The sequence below is a fragment of the Streptomyces sp. NBC_01707 genome, from assembly GCF_041438805.1.
Lineage (GTDB): Bacteria > Actinomycetota > Actinomycetes > Streptomycetales > Streptomycetaceae > Streptomyces.
Genome location: NZ_CP109190.1, coordinates 440,169 through 455,122, shown reverse-complemented (window position 1 = coordinate 455,122; position 14,954 = coordinate 440,169). Strand labels below are relative to the sequence as shown.

Genomic DNA, 14,954 nt, shown 5'->3' with positions numbered 1-14,954 from the left:
GTGTATACGGCCAAGGCAGAAGTGATGGGTTCCGCCTCACAGTCTCCAGACATCTGGGCGCAGCGACGCTCAATCCGCGGCGCAACGGTGCTGCTCGACGAGATGATCTATTCCAAGGGGCCAGTGATCGTAAGCGATCAGTGAGCGTAGGACGGTTTTTCCGGTGGCGGCGTTGTGCCAGATCGCGGCGGTCAGCGCGAGGATGCGTTGCACGACGCGGGCTATGACACCTCCGTGTGCGCCCTCGGTGCCGTTCGAGGTCAAGCTGTCTCTTGAAGGTCTCGTTGGTCGATTCGATGACCTGTCGCATCGGCCTGAACAGGGCTGCGCCAGGCCGTTCCCGTTCACTTTTACGGGCAGGCCGCAGCAACTCGACTCCATGCTCGCACAGTTCGCGTTCGAAACCACGGCCGAAGTAGTTCTTGTCGCCGATGAGAGTCTGTCGGGGGCTCTCTCGCAAAGGCCCGCATTCGGCTGCCAGGAGGTCAAGGAGGGTCTCCCGTTCGTCGGCCTCGGCCCCCCGGTCAGGGCGAAGGCGATGGACAGGCCCTGAAGGGTGCAGACCAGGTGCAGGCGCCGGCCCCAGACGAAGCGGCTGTGGCTGGCGCAGTAGCCGTATTCGGCCCAACCTGCCAGGTCGGAGCGTTTGACGGTCTCGCGGGAGCGGCCGCATTCCGCCGGGGTGGAGTCCATGACCCCTACTTCGTCGCTCCACACCGAGGTGGTGGTGGCCAGGGTCCGGTTGACGCTTCGCATCAGACCGGCGGCCTTGCGCAGTCGCTTGTTGTAGCCGGGTTGCTGGGGCAGGTAGGGGAAGAGGTGGCGCAGGTGGGCACGGGTATGGCGGAGCCATTTGGCCTCGGAGGTGTAGTCGAGTACGGCCTGCATCGTGGCGAGGGTGACCAGTTCGGCATCGCTCAGGAGGGGCGTAATGCCGACCGGCGGGCGCCACGGCGCAAGGTCGGGATGCTCCCTCAGCATGTCGTCGGTCGTCGCATAGAGTGCTGTCGCGAGGGTATCCACGTCGTTCGTCACAAAACGATCTTGGACGCCCTCGTTCTCGTCTCCGCAGGCACCCCTTGGACCACGCCACCAGGAGGAACCAGTGTCATACCCGCAACTGCTCACCCCTGAGGAGAAGCTCGCCGACGCGAAGAAGCTGTTGGGCCTCCCGCGTATCGTCGTGGTCTGCGGCTCCACCCGCTTCATGACCGAGATGAACGAGGCCGATCTGCGGGAGACCAAAGCTGGAAAGATTGTCGTCAAACCGGGCTGTGACTTGAAGTCGCCGCACGAACTTTGGTCCGATCCTGTCGAGGCCGAGGCGCTGAAGGTTCGACTCGACGATCTGCACCGGGCGAAGATCCGGCTCGCTGATGAGGTGCTCGTAGTCGGCGACTACATCGGAGACAGCACCCGAGCCGAAATCGCCTACGCCCGGTCGCTGGGCAAGCCCGTGCGGTTCACGTATCCCGAAGTCGACCCTGACGCCTGACCGCCCGCTGCCACTTCGACAACCAGGACCGGCAGGCCGCCGCCTGTCCGTCTCGCGGTGGCTTCGGCCGCCGCCCACCCCACACCCTCCGCAGGCATCCCTTGGAATTGATCACCTAGGGGTGCCGGCCTGCTGGGTCAAGGCGGGTCCATCCGCCTCGGACGTCGGCCGGTTACCCGATGATGGGCCAGCCGATGACCTGGTCAAGCTGCAGGTCGCGGAGGATGGCATTGTCCAACTTGATGCCAGTGGCATTGGTCAGCCCATAGGGCGGGGTGCCGGTGAGGACCTGGCCCAACTGCGCGCCGCTCAGGTCCGCCCCCCGGAGGTCAGCTCCGGTCAGATCGCAGCCCGCCAGGGAGACCCCTCGCAGGGAGGCGCCGCTCAGGTTGCTCCCGCGTAGGTCGCACAGCTTGAAGCGGCAGCCGTCCAGGGTTGCTTGACGCAGATCAGCTCCGCGAAATGAGCACCGCGTGAACCACAACTGTTGCAGGCGCACTGATGGGAGATCGCCACCGTCGAAGGATTCCCGTTGGAGCGCCGCATATCGACGGCGGGACGTGAGGTTTTCCCTGGCCGTCACCACCTTGTCCATGGCGGACATCCTGTCAGCCCTGACAGACGGCTGTCGTCAGGAATTGTCGGCGCCGGCGCCGGCCGGCCCGGATGAGGATGTGCAGAAGCGGCACATGGGCCTGATGAGGGAGTTCAACGTCGGTGCGTGAAAACTGAGTTGGATTCCCTAGCGGCGCACTCTCTGTGCAGACGGGCTGCTGAAGAGATCGCCGTGGCTGGCCCCGGGCTGATGGTGGGGATCGAGCCGCAGTTGAGCGACGCGGAGCTGGTGACCTTGGCGATGGTGCAGGCTGTACTGGGCTTCACCTGCGAGGCCCGTTGGTTGGGGCACGACTGGCGCCTGCCTGCGGCACTAGTTTCCCCGTCTGCCCCGGCAGCCAGGCTGCGACACGTGCCTGCGTAAGGCCGCGGGGCTCGCCCCGACGTATCACCCGCGTACTGGCGAGCGGTAGCACGCTGTGGAGCGACCGTGCGTGGGTCGTGGGCTCCGTGCCGGTCGAGTGCGGCGGCCAACGGAGACCGTCAATCGCTCCGGCCTGGCGGGATAGGTCCAGTTCGGCTGACGCGTCAGCCGCAGGCGGTATTTCTGGGGCCTGCGACTGCGGTTGCACCCGGCCGGCCGATGATGGGGGAGGCCAGCTGGGCAACGGTGCGGTGCTGCCATGGGCGAGTTGCGGAGGCGTGGACGCGCTGCGGGCCAGTCAGTGTTGGGGGCCACCGTTTGGCGGGCTGGGGCCAGCGCCGTGGGTCGCGGGATGCGGGTGCCGGAGGGCGCCGTGGCGGCGCGTGGCCGACGTGAACGGCCGAGGGAGTCTCTCCGGGTGCGTGAAGCAAAGGGAACTGCAGGGATGGAGGGGGCTCGGCGGTGTGAACGCCCCTTGTGCTCGTCTCGGACCCGGTGGTGAGGTTCATCGTGGTCCCGGATTGACTCGGTCTGGTCAGTGCCCCGGTGTCAACGGTCGTTGCCGTCGTTCGTCTGCTGGGTGGCGGGGCTGTGGTGCAGGGTCCATTCGATCTGGTCGTTGACCCAGCGCCGGCGGGCGTCGTCGTCGTTCGTCTGCTGGGTGGCGGGGTCGTGGTGCAGGGTCCATTCGATCTGGTCGTTGACCCAGCGCCGGCGGGCGTCTTCGTCGTTGTAGGCCCGTCCTGCGTCCCGGCTGCCGCTGTCGTCATGGGAGTCGAGGAGTTGCACGTGGTGGGCAACGATGGCCGTTCGGCCGTCGGTGGGGTGGGTCGCTGCAGAGACGGGGCCACCCGTAGTGAGGAGTCCGGTTGCCGCGATGGTCACAGAGGCGGCCGCGAGAGCGGCGCGCCGCGCGATCCTGAAAGCCATGATCTTTCTCCTTGCTTACCGCGTGACCTGCGTAACAGGCCACGAGGGCTTGCCTTTGACGAGGCACTGACGACAGTACTCCGGAATGGTTGAACGATGAACTACTTGGGGGGTGATGTGTGCCATGTCCCGGAGAGTGGTTGCGTGAGGTTCTCTCCGGCGGCTCCATCGGTCGCCTGCCGCTCGGGGCCTCGCAGTTGGCAAGGCGGCTCTTTCTTCTGTACGTCGGTGCTGACGGCCGACTCGCGGTCGGCTCGGCGTGTGTGACCTGCTCGTCGATGGAGCGGAGCCAGGTGTTGCGGTCCGGGTACTGCTGACCTTCCAGGGTCCTGGCCGGCCTGAGGCTGACGCCTTGACCCCTTCGGCGAGTGACCGCCGGGACGCGCGGCTCCGGCGGATCGGTTCCTCGGCGGGCTCGTCCCCGCCCGGCTGCCGTACTCGCTCACCGCGGCGACATGAGCAGTGGTTTGTGCGTCGCCGTGCCTCAGCAGCCCCGCTCCGGTGGCCGGCACCGGCACCGGCACCGGCCGAAGCTGCCGCTCGTTGCGAGGGCGGCACCACAACGCCGTCAAGCGCACAGCCGGTTGGCCGCACATTCCTCCGGGTCGCCACGCTGGATCGACGACGGCCGCGACCGGAGGTGATGCCTTGTCTCCCTGCGGCTGCGGCTGCGGCGGGGGTGGTGCAGGTCTGCATGACGGGCTGCGGCCGGGTGTCGTTCACGGCCCCTTCCGCCTGGCTGAGCGCGTCATGGTGCGGCCGGGGAGCCCTTTGGTTGTCAGGGCATGCCAAAAGCCCCCGGTCCATGACTCCTGGGCCCTGCGCGGGTCAAGGGGTCGGCGTGAGGGCCCGGTGGGGCGGTATACGGGGTGGCTGATCTGATCCGTGCCGACGTCAGGTGCTTCGGCGGCCCTGATCTGGAAGTCCGGCGTGGCCGAAAGCCGCGCGAACCGGTGAAACCTCAGTCGGTGCGTGTCGGTGCGTGTCGGTGCGTGTCAGTGCGGTCGAGGTCGGCCAGCAGTCTTTCCGCGTCGGTCATGAGTGAGCCGTAGACGTGCCAGGCGCCTGGTTTGGTGAGGGTGCCCCGGGCGATCATGTCGGTCATGGTGTCGTGCCAGGCCAGTGTGCCGTCGATCGCTCCGCGCAGGCGTTCGCGAGGGGATGCGTCCGGTGAGCTGGTTGCCGGGGTGGGTTCGGCGAATGTCCGGACGGCTGCTCCTGCCAGCTGGAGGGTTTCGGCGTACTGGTCGAGGAACTGGTGTCCCAAGTGGTGGTCGGCGTGGTTGTCGTGCGCGTTGTCGGCGAGGGTCCGTGCTATTCCGCGTACCTGGAGCGACACGCCGCGCAGGGCCCTGAACGTGTCGTCGTCCTTGAAGGCCGACTCCTTGCGCCGCGTGTGCGCGACACAGCGTGTGTTCCACCGCAGGCTCTCGTTGGCCTGCCGAACCTGTTCCTCTGCACGGGTGAGACGCTCGTCCAGGCTGCGTGCCTGGTGCAGCCACGTGTGGGACTTCGAGGTGAGCTGTCGCCGGGAGAGGCCGGTACCCATGTCGTGCAGCAGTGTTCCCATGGAGCGGGCGAGGTCGCGTACGGCGGAATCGGACTCGCTCAGGTAGAGCGGTGGCAGGACGAGGGCGTTCACCGCGATGCCCACGGCCGCGCCGGTGAATGTCTGGAGCACGGGGGATATGAGACTGCCCATGGGATCGGCTGTGGTGGCGGCCAGTGCGATGACTGCGGTGGAGGCGATCTGGAGTCGGTCCTCAGCGGTGCGGCGGGGGCCTGCCAGGACCGCGATGATCGCGATGACGGCGACGGCGCCCGCGGTCGGTCCCAACAGTTGGGCTGCCGCGAGGGCGAGGATCAGTCCGGCGACCCTGGCCACTACGTTTTGTGCGGCTTTCGTCACGGACCGGTAGACCGTGGACGCGTTGACCATGAGCAGAGCCGTGGCTACTGCCATGTAGGGCCGGCCCCCGGTGGACCACGGGGCCACGATGACCCAGGTGAGCAGCGCCGCGATGAGGGTCTTGGTGCCGTGCACCACGTGGTCCGCACGCTTGGTGCGGAGTCGGCCGGCGAGGCGAGGTATCGGCCCTGGGGTCGTCACGGGCGTGCGCTCAAGGTGAATGGTTGAATCTTGCACGATATCGATGATGGCATCGTATGTCCGTTTTGACCTGGTGACGTCGGCCACGGTCACCCGAGGTGCCCGGTGCACCGTCTTCGCTGCTGTTGCGTCGGCCCGTCACCGTCGGTGTCGGGCGGGCAAGGGGGCTCGCGTGTGTGCCGATAAGCGAGGCTCCAGGGATCCCGGAACGGTTTCAGGCCGCTCCGTCCAGGAACTGGGTGAGGTGGGTTTCGAGGTCCAGTGCCTGGGTTTCCCTGGCGGCGGGCACGAGCTGGTACGTGCGGTGCAGCCACCGCTCGATCGCCGGGAGCGAGGCCGTGAGGTGGGCGGACCCGTGCGGGGAGGACGGCAGGAGGTGCAGCAGCGCCTCGCGGCCGGACCCGTCGGGCCAGACCTGTACGTCCCCGTCCCCGCTGAGGGTCTGAGTCCCTGCGGCGAGAAGGTCGCGCGCGAAGACCCACGGGACCAGGCCATGGAGGCCGTCCTGGAAGAGGAGCTGAACGGCGAGCGGGTCCTGTGACCTGTAGAGCAGGTGGGTCGGCACGAGGATCCGCTCACCCAGAGGGGAAGCGAGCTCCATGTCGAGCATGTGATCTACGCAGCTGGTCATGGTTCGGAGTGTGTTGGGGCCGGGGGCGCCGGGCCCGGACGGTAGAGCGGGTGCCCGGGCTCGGCGCGCGCCATGGTCCGTGCGTTCAGCGGAAGATGCCGTAGTCGAAGTCGTGCCCGTTGCTGATCACGACGACCCATATGCCGCGCTCCCACTGGTAGAAGCGGTGGTTGTCGAAGCGGTAACGGTGGCCGTGGTCGTTGCTGTACCAGTACCGGCCCTGCCGCTCCCAGCGGCGGTGACCATCCCAGCGCCAGTCGCCGCGGCGGTCGTCCCGGTCGCCCCAGCGGTGGCCGTCTCCGTCCCGGTCGCCCCAGCTGCCGCGGTGGTCGTTCCGGTCGCCACGGTGGTCGCCGTTCGTCGACGCGCCCGAGGTGTGGGAGGCGACCGCGGCATGGCCGGCCGCAGGATTCGGAGCTGCCGAGGCGGCGCCGCCCGCTGCCAGCAGGGTGCCGGCTATGGCTGCGAAAGCGACGGCCGCGGTGGCGGCGCGACGCCCGAAGGTGCGATTCATGATCTTTCTCCTTGTTCGGTGCCGGAGCCCTGTGGGTGGGGCCCTGGCGGCGCCCCGGGGCGGTGGGGCAAGAGCGACGCTACTCCCAAGCAAGTTGAACGTTAAACGTTGCGTCTGTGACATATTTCATCACCTTCAGGATCTGGTTTTCCCGCTCCGGGGATGTCGTGGCGAAGCCGGCCGCCGTCGCCTGCGCCCCTCTCGCCTACGCAGCCCGCGCTCACAAGCGTTCTGCGGAACAGGCAGTAGCCAGGCGTTGTTCCTCCCCGTCTTCTGGTTCGGCCATCCCGAGCGCGGCGCTGCCGCGCACCACACCCCTGCCGTGCTTCTGCGGGCATGCCGCAGGCTGTCCGAAACAGACTTCGATGCTCAATGAAGCGAACTCGAACCACAGCTGACCACCACTCACCCCGACGGCACGAACAACGGTCTGCACATCAGGCCCAGCTCCGGACCGCTTCACGCTCGAAGGCTTCCACCCCCCATGAGCGGCAGCCGCAGGCGGTTCCCGCTGCGGGCGCGGGCGGCGCCGCGAGACGGCCCGGCCAGATGGCTTGGCGAGGTGCCGTCAGGCAATCCCCGTCGTCGTGGCAGAGGCCGTATGCGTCCGGCCCCGTGTGCGATGCCATGCCAGGTGTGCGGAGAAGTGCGCGGAACGCCTGCTACCGGGATCGGGTCTGCCCGAGGTGCCGCAGGCCAGGGCGGCGTCGGGGGATCAGCGACGGTGGGCTCCGGCCACCGTCCTCGATGCCGGTTGTCCGCCCCTGGTGATGAGGGTGACGGACGAGGCCTTTCGTCCGAAGACTTCGACGTCGCCCGCGCTGCCGACGGACGCGTGCCTCTTGCCGTCGGCGACGCCCGCGGTGAGCTGGAAGGTCGCGGCCCGCCGCTCGAACGAGGAGGCCTTGGACGGTGCTGTCCGTTGCACGGTGGGCACGGTGCCGCGGGTCGGGCCCACGCTGGCCGCGAGCACCGACGCCCCGACGACGGCAAAGGCGGTCACTGTCAGACGGGGGAGGGGCGGAATACTTGCTCCTGTGGACCGCGAACTGTCATCGGACGAGAGAGGCCGCGTCGCCCATGACCACGACGGGGTGGTCAGCGGGGTCGAGGGCCTGTAGCAACTGCTTCATGTGCGTCTTGGAGAGGCTGACGCAGCCGCGCGTGGGGCCGCCGTGGTCGACGTGGATCCATATACCCCCGCCGCGGTTCGCGCCCATCGGCTGGGCGCCGTTCATCGGTGATGTGCCGGGCTGCCGGTTGTAGTTGATGGCGATGACGTAGTCGAAGGAACCAGTGAGCGGTTCGCCCTCGAAACCGGTGCCGCTGACGTAAAACGCGCCGGAATGGTGGTAGGGCAGCTTGGTGCCGGGGTCGGCCAGTCGTCCGCCGGCGTCGGTGAGAGCGAACACTCCTACGGGGCTGTGGAGGTCGCCCTCGTAGTGTTCGTCGGTCCAGCCTTTGTAGGCGTTGTGTGCGTCCCACACCGACCCGGGACGCCAGCCGTCGTCGACGCGCTCGTAGAGCACGACCTTCGAGGACGCCGAGTTCCTCGCAGCTCCCCTGACCAGGACGACCTGCCGGGTCTCAGCCGGGATGCGCGACAAGGTCTTGGGGCCGAGCCCCGGTAGCTGTGCGGGGAATTCCGTCCGCGGCGAAACCGTCGTCCGTGGTTTGACGGGCGCGGCCGCCGGCTGCCCGGCCGCCGGGCCGACGGCCTGGACGACCGACGCCGTCCCAGGCGCCGGGGTGGGGTTCCTCTCGGGTACGTGGTGGTACGCGGCGATTCCCAGCGAGGAGACGATGACCGCTGCAGTTGCGGATATGTAGGGCCTGTGGAGGCGCATTGGTGCAATCTTTCTCAAGAGGACGGGGAATTGAGGGGCAGCCCCATGGCGGGGCTCGCAGATCCGGCAGACCGGATGATGTCCGTGGGCAATGCGGCACGTCTGACATCGGTGGCCACGTCAGGGGCGCGAGCCTGGACCGGAGGTGGTTTCAGGCACGTTCAACCAGGCGGACTCCAGCTCGGGTTGCCCGGATGTCGAGGACCCGGCCGGGACCTGACGCCGAGGCTCCATTCGCCGTCAGACCGCGGCCGGGGACGCTGACCGTCGCTCGTGGATCTGCGGCGTCGAATCAGCGGCAGATCTCCGAGTCCGTCAGTCGGTGCGCACCGGGGGCGAGTTGTCCTTGCCTATGCTCCTTCTGGGTCGCGAAGCTCGACTCTCGGCTCAGCTACGAGCGTTCTTCGGCACGGTGATCTGGCGCTCGCCCCAGCTCATCCGGGTGGTCGCCGCGTAGTTCACCGTCGTGCCCGCGTCGAGCCCCGCCTCCTTTGCCCTGGCCGACGGATGGACCAGCAGGACGTCCTCGCTGAGCATCGCGCCGGTGGACGGGTCCACGACCAGCCGCTGCCGCGTGCTCCCCAGCGGGGTCCGGTAGGTGTCGGGGAACTCGACGCCGACGCCCTTACGCCCCAGGGGATCGGTGACCCGCCCGACCACCCGGACTCCGGGCAGATCCGCCATCACCCGGTACGCGGCCGCCCGGACGCCGGGCTTCACGGGCATCGTGATCAGGTCGGCTGCCTGGCGTAGCATCCAGGCGCTGTGGCCGGAGGTGCTGGTCTCGGCACCGCTGTCCTGCGCGTACAGTCGCTCCAGATATCGGCGCAACTCACCGCTGGTGGAGGGCAGCGCACGCAGATCCTTGTAGGAGACGTTGCGCGGGCCGACGGCGTAAATCTTGTCGTCGATGCTCGTCCGCATGACCATCGGCCGCCCGGTTCCCATTCTGTAGCCGATCCTGCCGGTCCCGGATCTTTTCGCGACCTCGGCTCGCACCGTCCCGGGCGAGCCCGCAGCGCGCCAGCGTGCCTCGTCCGCTGCCGTCCGCGGCTCGGTCACGGAATCCAGGCCGGAGACCATCAGGCTCCGGGTTCCGGGGCGCACGCCCACCGACCAGTCGACGGTCGACGTGGTGTGCACGGCGAAGAGCTGCCCCTTCTCACCGACGACGTCCACGTTCTCCGAGCGCGTGATGGTCTGCCAGTACGTTCCTTCGACGACCGAGCCTTCCGCCTTCGTGGCCGCGCTGAGCAGTTCGAAGTGGGCGTCGGCGCGGACGTCCTCGTCGGCGACCGTCCCCTCCGTGCCGGCGGAGGACCGCGGCTGTGCGGTCGGCCGCTCACCCGGCTCCTGCCAGCCGAGTGTGCTTACGACCACCACGGACGCCGCCACGGCTGCGAGGGCTGCTGCTCCCAGCGGCCGGAACCCACTTCTCCGGCGCACCGGTGTGAGGAAGCGTGCCGCGCGGCCGTCCGTCGCTCCGGCGACGATGCGTGCGAGGTCCTCCAACTGCCGCGCGGGGTCAACAAGCCGGGACGGATCCAGTTCGTCGGGCCGTGCGTCCGCGAGTACCTTCATGACGTCGGGCCGCCCGGACCGCTTGTGGCTGTTCTTCACGCAGGTGCTCCTTCGTGACGGGTGGGGTACGAGGCCTCTACGGGAGGTGTGGACGCCGCCTCTGACAGGGGTGCCGCCTCCAGGGCTCTCTCCAGACGGCGGCGGGCCCGGTACAGCCGGACGGTCAGCGTCGCGGTGGTGCAGTCCAGGACCTGCGCGGCCTCCTTGGCGCTCAGGCCGTGCCAGGCGATGAGTGCCAGCAGTTCCCGGTCGGCCTCCGGCAGGCTCGCGAGGGCCTGCAACGCGTTGTGCCGATCGGTGACCTCCGCCGCGATGTCACCGACGTCGGTCTGGGCTCCGCTGCTGATGCGCTGTGCTTCCTCGGCGGCGAGGACGTACTGGTGGGCGTCCCGCCGATGTAGTTCGCGCACCAGGTTGCGGGCCACGCCCAGGAGCCACGGCAGTGCCGGGTGAGGAATGTCCCGCACCCGCCGCCAGGCGACGGTGAACGTCTCGCTGGTGATGTCCTCCCCGATCTGCCGTCCGACGAGGCTGGTGGCGTACGCAAGGACACGTGGATAGCACTCCTCGTAGACGTCCCGGAAGCGTTGGGCATGTGTCACGCGCCGTCCCCTCATCTCGGCTCTCTCACCAAGGAATGAGCGAAGCAGCCCGTTTCTTACATTCCGAAACGAAATTCCTGCAGATGTGGTCCACATCACGTCCCCCTCGGCGTCACCCCACCCTCTGCGGGCCGGAGCTGGTCGAACGCGAACGTGCCACCTGTGCCAGTACGCCGACGAAGGCGAGCTCGTACGGCTCCTGTGGTGCCGGGCATACGGGTCCAGGAGCTACCGGACATCGGTCTCGTTCCGGATCAGACGCCCACTTAGCCGAGAAGGGCCGGGGGCTCGCCGTCCAGCAGGGCCCGGCCGAGTGGAGTGAGGCTGTGCAGGACCGCGATGCCGATCCGGGTCGTGCGCAGCAGCCCCGCGTTGCGTAGCACAGTCGCGTGCTGGCTGGCCGTGGCCAGGGAGACACCGACGCGTTGGGCGAGCGCGGTGGTCGTCGCCGGATCGCGCACACCGGCGAGGACCGCGGCGCGGGTCCTTCCGAGCAGCGGGCCGAGCACCTCGGGCGGGCCGGCCGGCGCGTCGGGGAGATGCATCGGGTAGGCGAGCACGGTCGCCTCCTCGGGCCGGTACATGATCACGGGACCCGTCGCGAACCAGGACGGCATGAGCAGCAGTCCCCGGCCGCACAGCGGGATGTCGTAAGAGGAGCGCGACGGCAGGTGCAGGGTCGGCGGGTCCCAGAGCCAGGTGGGGTTGAGAGTGGTCAGGAGGGCGTCGACGCCGCCACGCAGCAGCATCTCGGCCCGTAGGACGCGATCGGCCGTGGTGTCGGTGCGGACCTGCGGCCACAACGGAGCTATGGACGAGGTGAAGTACCGCCGCAGATCGTCCATCAGGGTGTGCCGGGCGGCGGCCGACCCGGCGGCGAGTTCCCGCGACCACCGGCTGGACGCCACCGGGCCTCCGTCGCGCCCGGGCAGGTCCGCGATCCGCAGGTCCTTGACGAGCAGCTCGGACGGCGTCCGTCCGGCCAGGTCGACAGCGGTGGCGAAGTCCCCGGCGGACGGCTGCAGCAGGAAGTCCGGCAGGTAGCCGTCGCGTGGCACCAGGTCGAGGAGCACCCCGGCGCGTTCGGTCAGGCTGCCGTTCACCCGGCGTCGCCACTGGTCGACGGCGGGCCGCGCGCGACCCTGCGCGGTCGTTCCGGTGCGCAGGCCGCGGACGCTGAGGGCCGCCTCGAAGAGGGCGTTGGGTGCCGGGGCGAGGGTGATCCGGCGGAGGTCGGCGGCGTCGAGGTGTAAGCGAATCACGTCGACCGATTATCGTCTGGGCGAAGCCTTTCGCCCAGACGTGAAAGGCCATGCGATCGCGAGGCACCCTGGGCAGGCTCTCGAGCGTCCCCGCGCGGCGGGGCCCACCCATGTACCCGGAGGTCGCAATGATGCCCGGCACCAACCGTCTTCTGTGTCTCGGCGCCTCGGTCCTGCTGGTCGGCCTGGCAGCCCAGCCCGCCTCGGCCGTTGCGCACGATCTGCCCCGCACCTATGTGGTCTCGCGGTCCCCGGGGGTCCTGCCCGAGGGGATCGCGATCGACCGCGACGGCACGATGTACGTGTCCTCCGACGGCACCGGCGCGCTGTACCGGGGGACCGTCCGCGACCCGCGCCTGCGTCCCTTCCGCGCGGACGGCGTCGAGGACCGTACGAGCACCCTGGGGGTGCACACCGACGCCCGGGGGCGGGTCTTCTCGGTGGGAGGCGCCGAGCTGACCGTCCACGACCGCCGCGGGCGCCTGCTGGCCACGCGTACCGCGCAGAGCGGACCGCTCGGCGCGTCCGACCTCAACGACCTTGTGATCACCGAGGACGCCGTCTACGTCACGGACTGGGCCAATCCCGTCGTGCACCGCGCCGAGATCCACGGCGGCGAACTCGGGCCCTTGGAGCCCTGGCTGGACGTCCGCTCCGCCTTCCCGCAGTTCCCGGCGCAGTTCTGGCTGCTCAACGGCATCGTGGCGGACCGGTCGGGCCGAACTCTGCTGGTGGCCTCCAACGGGACGGAGGCCGTGTGGCGGGTCGACGTCGCAACCCGGCAGGTCGGTCAACTGGATCTGGACGGGGCGTCCTTCGGTGCCGATGGCATGCTGCTGCGCGGGCGGACGCTGTACGCGGTGCTCAACTACGGCGCCCCGAGCGGGGTCTACGTAGCCACGCTCGACGAGGAGCTGCGCACCGGAGTGGTGACTCACCGGATCACGGGCGCGCCGTTCGACCTGCCCACCACGCTGGCCCGCCATAACTGCCGGCTCTACGTGGTGAACAGCCAGAACGACGCCCCGCCGGGGGAGCCCCCGTACACCGTGAGCGCGATCGACGACCCGACCTGCGACCGTCCCTGAGGGCTGTCCCGTAATCCCTGGCGGGCGCACGACGACAGGTACGGCACCTCACTGCGTTGTCGTAACGTCCTGATGCGACCGGTATGAGGACGCCCGTCCGCCTTGCGATGCACCGCATCCGACGCCGTGCGCCGATCCACCACGGATCACGGGACAACCCTTGGCTTGCTCGTCAGCTTCAGACCATACGTGCTGTGTTCGGCTCATGCCTTCGACGAACTCGATGGGGGAGTGCCGGACCATGGCCGTCCCTTACCCGCCGACCGAACCGTACGACCCCGGCATGTTCGATACGGGCGACGGCAACCTCGTCTACCGGAAGGCGTGCGGCAACCCGGACGGTAAGCCCGCTCTCGTGGTGCAGGGCGGCCACGGTCCGGGGTGCTCGGCAGGCCCCGCAAGACCTTCGATCCGGAGCGATAGCGGATCATCCTCTTCGATCAGCCCGGATGCTGCCGAAGCACGCCTCACGCGAGCGACCCGGCCACCGACATGAAGCTCAACCGGCCCATGGGCGCCCCTCCCGGACGAGTGTCGCTTCTACTTCTGCGGTGGCAGGGAGGGGAACACGTGCGGGTCTTTGACCGGTCGCGTGTCGACGAGGTGCGGCCCTGGCAAAGGGAGGACCCTCGCCACCGGGTGATCGCCCGCCGCAGCGTCAGCCGCTCCGACGAGATCTCCTGCTGCATCGGCTCCTGCCCCGCGGACACCACGCCCCATCAGCTGATCCACATCGTCGGCAGCCGCTCGGCCGTCGAGGAGTTTCTACTGGGTATTGCTCGTCCTGATCGATCAGTTCAGGTGGCGGAGGGGGCCGCGCTGTGGCCACGGCGCCACCCCGGAGGACTCCGTCGCCTACGCGTGAGGGAGGACCCCGGTGGCGGAGGGGACCGCACCGCAGACAGCGCCCTTTTTCCCTACGCCATGGTCATGGGCAGGTCATGGTATGGGCTGACAGGGCGAACTGTGGGAGATCCCGGTCAGGCCTCCGTCGGGAAGCCGAAGCCGTGGCTATCGTCGGACTATTCCCTACCTCCACCTATCGGGATGGACATGAACAAGGCTCAGCTCGTCGAAGCGATTGCCGACAAGCTCGGTGGGCAACAGCAGGCCGCCCACGCGGTCGATGCGGTCCTCGACGCCATGGTCCGCGCAGTCGTCGCGGGCGAACGCGTGTCGGTCGCCGGAATCGGCAGCTTCGAAAGGCTTGACCGGACCGCTCGTTACGCAGGCAAGCCGCAGACAAGTGAGCGCGCTCCCGCCAAGCAGGAAGAGCGCCGATTGAAATCCGGCGACGCCTAGATGCCGGCCTACAGCGAGTTGCTGGCAGACGGCACGATTTCCATGTCGAGGCCGAGGCGTGCCACGGAGAATGCCTCAGACGAACAAGTTCACCTCGGATCCGACGACAGCCCAACCGCGGATTCCCTTCGGCGGGCCGCAGCACCAGCGCCTTCACCGGGTCCGCGGTCGGCGGCCTGCCCGCCCGGCTCCGGCGCTTGCCGTAGTCCCACTTGCGGGTGATGAGTCTGGCGGTGCCACGGGGAAGGGGAACGGGCGTCACCGGGAACATGCGCACTCAGCGGCGTCGCGTGACCAGCGAGGACAGCGCAGCGAACCGCAGCGAACCACAGCCGGTCCGTCGGTTCGTACCGCCCTGCTGGCGAGAGCTGCCCGCGCAGCACCGCGTTCTCATGGTGCAGCACCAGCAATTAGGCATCCTTTGCCGCGCATCGGCGTAGCAGCACCGTGGGGACCGACAGCAGTTTCCGTGCCACCCGACACACGGGCGAGACGAACATCCGGACAGGGTTCCAGACGTGCGTCACCGTGCACCAGACCCACTCTGAGCAGCGGCGATGAGTTTCCGAACGCCACAGGGTGACAGGCAGTTCCTACACCGAAGACCGACCGT

The 14,954-nt window shown here is 68.6% G+C and carries 13 protein-coding genes and 3 pseudogenes; 5 read left to right on the top strand and 11 right to left on the bottom strand.

What is annotated here, in order from left to right; all coding sequences use genetic code 11:
• Positions 1 to 69: 69 nt before the first annotated feature.
• Positions 70 to 1,035, bottom strand: a pseudogene (locus tag OG963_RS02165) (IS982 family transposase).
• Between the two features lie 70 nt (positions 1,036 to 1,105).
• On the opposite strand from OG963_RS02165, the gene OG963_RS02160 reads away from it, so the two are divergent.
• On the top strand, positions 1,106 to 1,495 hold the full coding sequence (locus tag OG963_RS02160) for a hypothetical protein (RefSeq protein ID WP_371798265.1): 390 nt from the start codon (positions 1,106 to 1,108) through the stop codon (positions 1,493 to 1,495).
• Positions 1,496 to 1,667: 172 nt separating this feature from the next.
• Here the strand turns inward: OG963_RS02160 and OG963_RS02155 are convergent, their stop codons facing one another.
• Positions 1,668 to 2,090, bottom strand: a complete 423-nt coding sequence (locus OG963_RS02155; RefSeq protein ID WP_371798264.1) for a pentapeptide repeat-containing protein — start codon at positions 2,088 to 2,090, stop codon at positions 1,668 to 1,670.
• Here OG963_RS02155 and OG963_RS02150 point away from each other — a divergent pair.
• Positions 2,089 to 2,220: a hypothetical protein gene (locus OG963_RS02150; RefSeq protein ID WP_256328300.1), complete on the top strand. Its 132-nt coding sequence runs from the start codon at positions 2,089 to 2,091 to the stop codon at positions 2,218 to 2,220. The two genes, OG963_RS02155 and OG963_RS02150, sit on opposite strands and share 2 nt — an antisense overlap.
• 803 nt (positions 2,221 to 3,023) lie before the next feature.
• On the opposite strand, the gene OG963_RS02145 is transcribed toward OG963_RS02150, so the two are convergent.
• From OG963_RS02145 to OG963_RS02105, 9 genes are all read right to left on the bottom strand, one after another.
• A complete protein-coding gene (locus OG963_RS02145; protein WP_093779213.1) occupies positions 3,024 to 3,404 on the bottom strand; it encodes a hypothetical protein in 381 nt (126 codons plus the stop codon).
• 961 nt (positions 3,405 to 4,365) lie between these two features.
• On the bottom strand, positions 4,366 to 5,514 hold the full coding sequence (locus tag OG963_RS02140; protein ID WP_371798263.1) for an aromatic acid exporter family protein: 1,149 nt from the start codon (positions 5,512 to 5,514) through the stop codon (positions 4,366 to 4,368).
• Between the two features lie 214 nt (positions 5,515 to 5,728).
• Entirely contained in the window at positions 5,729 to 6,145 is a 417-nt protein-coding gene (locus OG963_RS02135) for an SsgA family sporulation/cell division regulator (RefSeq protein ID WP_371798262.1), read from the bottom strand.
• A gap of 85 nt (positions 6,146 to 6,230) precedes the next feature.
• Positions 6,231 to 6,659, bottom strand: coding sequence for a hypothetical protein (locus OG963_RS02130; RefSeq protein ID WP_319787767.1), 429 nt, complete (start codon positions 6,657 to 6,659; stop codon positions 6,231 to 6,233).
• 715 nt (positions 6,660 to 7,374) lie between these two features.
• Positions 7,375 to 7,662, bottom strand: coding sequence for a hypothetical protein (locus tag OG963_RS02125; RefSeq protein ID WP_371798261.1), 288 nt, complete (start codon positions 7,660 to 7,662; stop codon positions 7,375 to 7,377).
• A gap of 49 nt (positions 7,663 to 7,711) precedes the next feature.
• Positions 7,712 to 8,506, bottom strand: a complete 795-nt coding sequence (locus OG963_RS02120) for a L,D-transpeptidase family protein (RefSeq protein ID WP_093779203.1) — start codon at positions 8,504 to 8,506, stop codon at positions 7,712 to 7,714.
• 387 nt (positions 8,507 to 8,893) lie between these two features.
• Entirely contained in the window at positions 8,894 to 10,126 is a 1,233-nt protein-coding gene (locus OG963_RS02115) for a CU044_5270 family protein (protein ID WP_371798260.1), read from the bottom strand.
• The gene (locus OG963_RS02110) at positions 10,123 to 10,689 is read right to left on the bottom strand and encodes an RNA polymerase sigma factor (protein WP_371798259.1); all 567 of its coding nucleotides are present in this window, start codon (positions 10,687 to 10,689) and stop codon (positions 10,123 to 10,125) included. Before OG963_RS02110 ends, OG963_RS02115 begins: the two co-directional genes overlap by 4 nt.
• Before the next feature lie 266 nt (positions 10,690 to 10,955).
• The gene (locus OG963_RS02105; RefSeq protein WP_371798258.1) at positions 10,956 to 11,951 is read right to left on the bottom strand and encodes an ArsR/SmtB family transcription factor; all 996 of its coding nucleotides are present in this window, start codon (positions 11,949 to 11,951) and stop codon (positions 10,956 to 10,958) included.
• A 110-nt stretch (positions 11,952 to 12,061) separates the two neighbouring features.
• On the opposite strand from OG963_RS02105, the gene OG963_RS02100 reads away from it, so the two are divergent.
• From OG963_RS02100 to OG963_RS02090, 3 genes and pseudogenes are all read left to right on the top strand, one after another.
• On the top strand, positions 12,062 to 13,039 hold the full coding sequence (locus OG963_RS02100) for a hypothetical protein (RefSeq protein WP_256328298.1): 978 nt from the start codon (positions 12,062 to 12,064) through the stop codon (positions 13,037 to 13,039).
• A gap of 241 nt (positions 13,040 to 13,280) precedes the next feature.
• Positions 13,281 to 13,543: pseudogene (locus OG963_RS02095) on the top strand (prolyl aminopeptidase); the annotation flags it as partial.
• A 549-nt stretch (positions 13,544 to 14,092) separates the two neighbouring features.
• Positions 14,093 to 14,308, top strand: a pseudogene (locus OG963_RS02090) (HU family DNA-binding protein); the annotation flags it as partial.
• Positions 14,309 to 14,954: the final 646 nt, after the last annotated feature.

Coding starts and splice junctions, on each gene's coding strand:
- OG963_RS02155 (WP_371798264.1), bottom strand. CDS start 2,090: ATGGACAAGGTGGTGACGGCCAGGGAAAACCTCACGTCCCGCCGTCGA.
- OG963_RS02135 (WP_371798262.1), bottom strand. CDS start 6,145: ATGACCAGCTGCGTAGATCACATGCTCGACATGGAGCTCGCTTCCCCT.
- OG963_RS02145 (WP_093779213.1), bottom strand. CDS start 3,404: ATGGCTTTCAGGATCGCGCGGCGCGCCGCTCTCGCGGCCGCCTCTGTG.
- OG963_RS02100 (WP_256328298.1), top strand. CDS start 12,062: ATGTACCCGGAGGTCGCAATGATGCCCGGCACCAACCGTCTTCTGTGT.
- OG963_RS02120 (WP_093779203.1), bottom strand. CDS start 8,506: ATGCGCCTCCACAGGCCCTACATATCCGCAACTGCAGCGGTCATCGTC.
- OG963_RS02130 (WP_319787767.1), bottom strand. CDS start 6,659: ATGAATCGCACCTTCGGGCGTCGCGCCGCCACCGCGGCCGTCGCTTTC.
- OG963_RS02150 (WP_256328300.1), top strand. CDS start 2,089: ATGGCGGACATCCTGTCAGCCCTGACAGACGGCTGTCGTCAGGAATTG.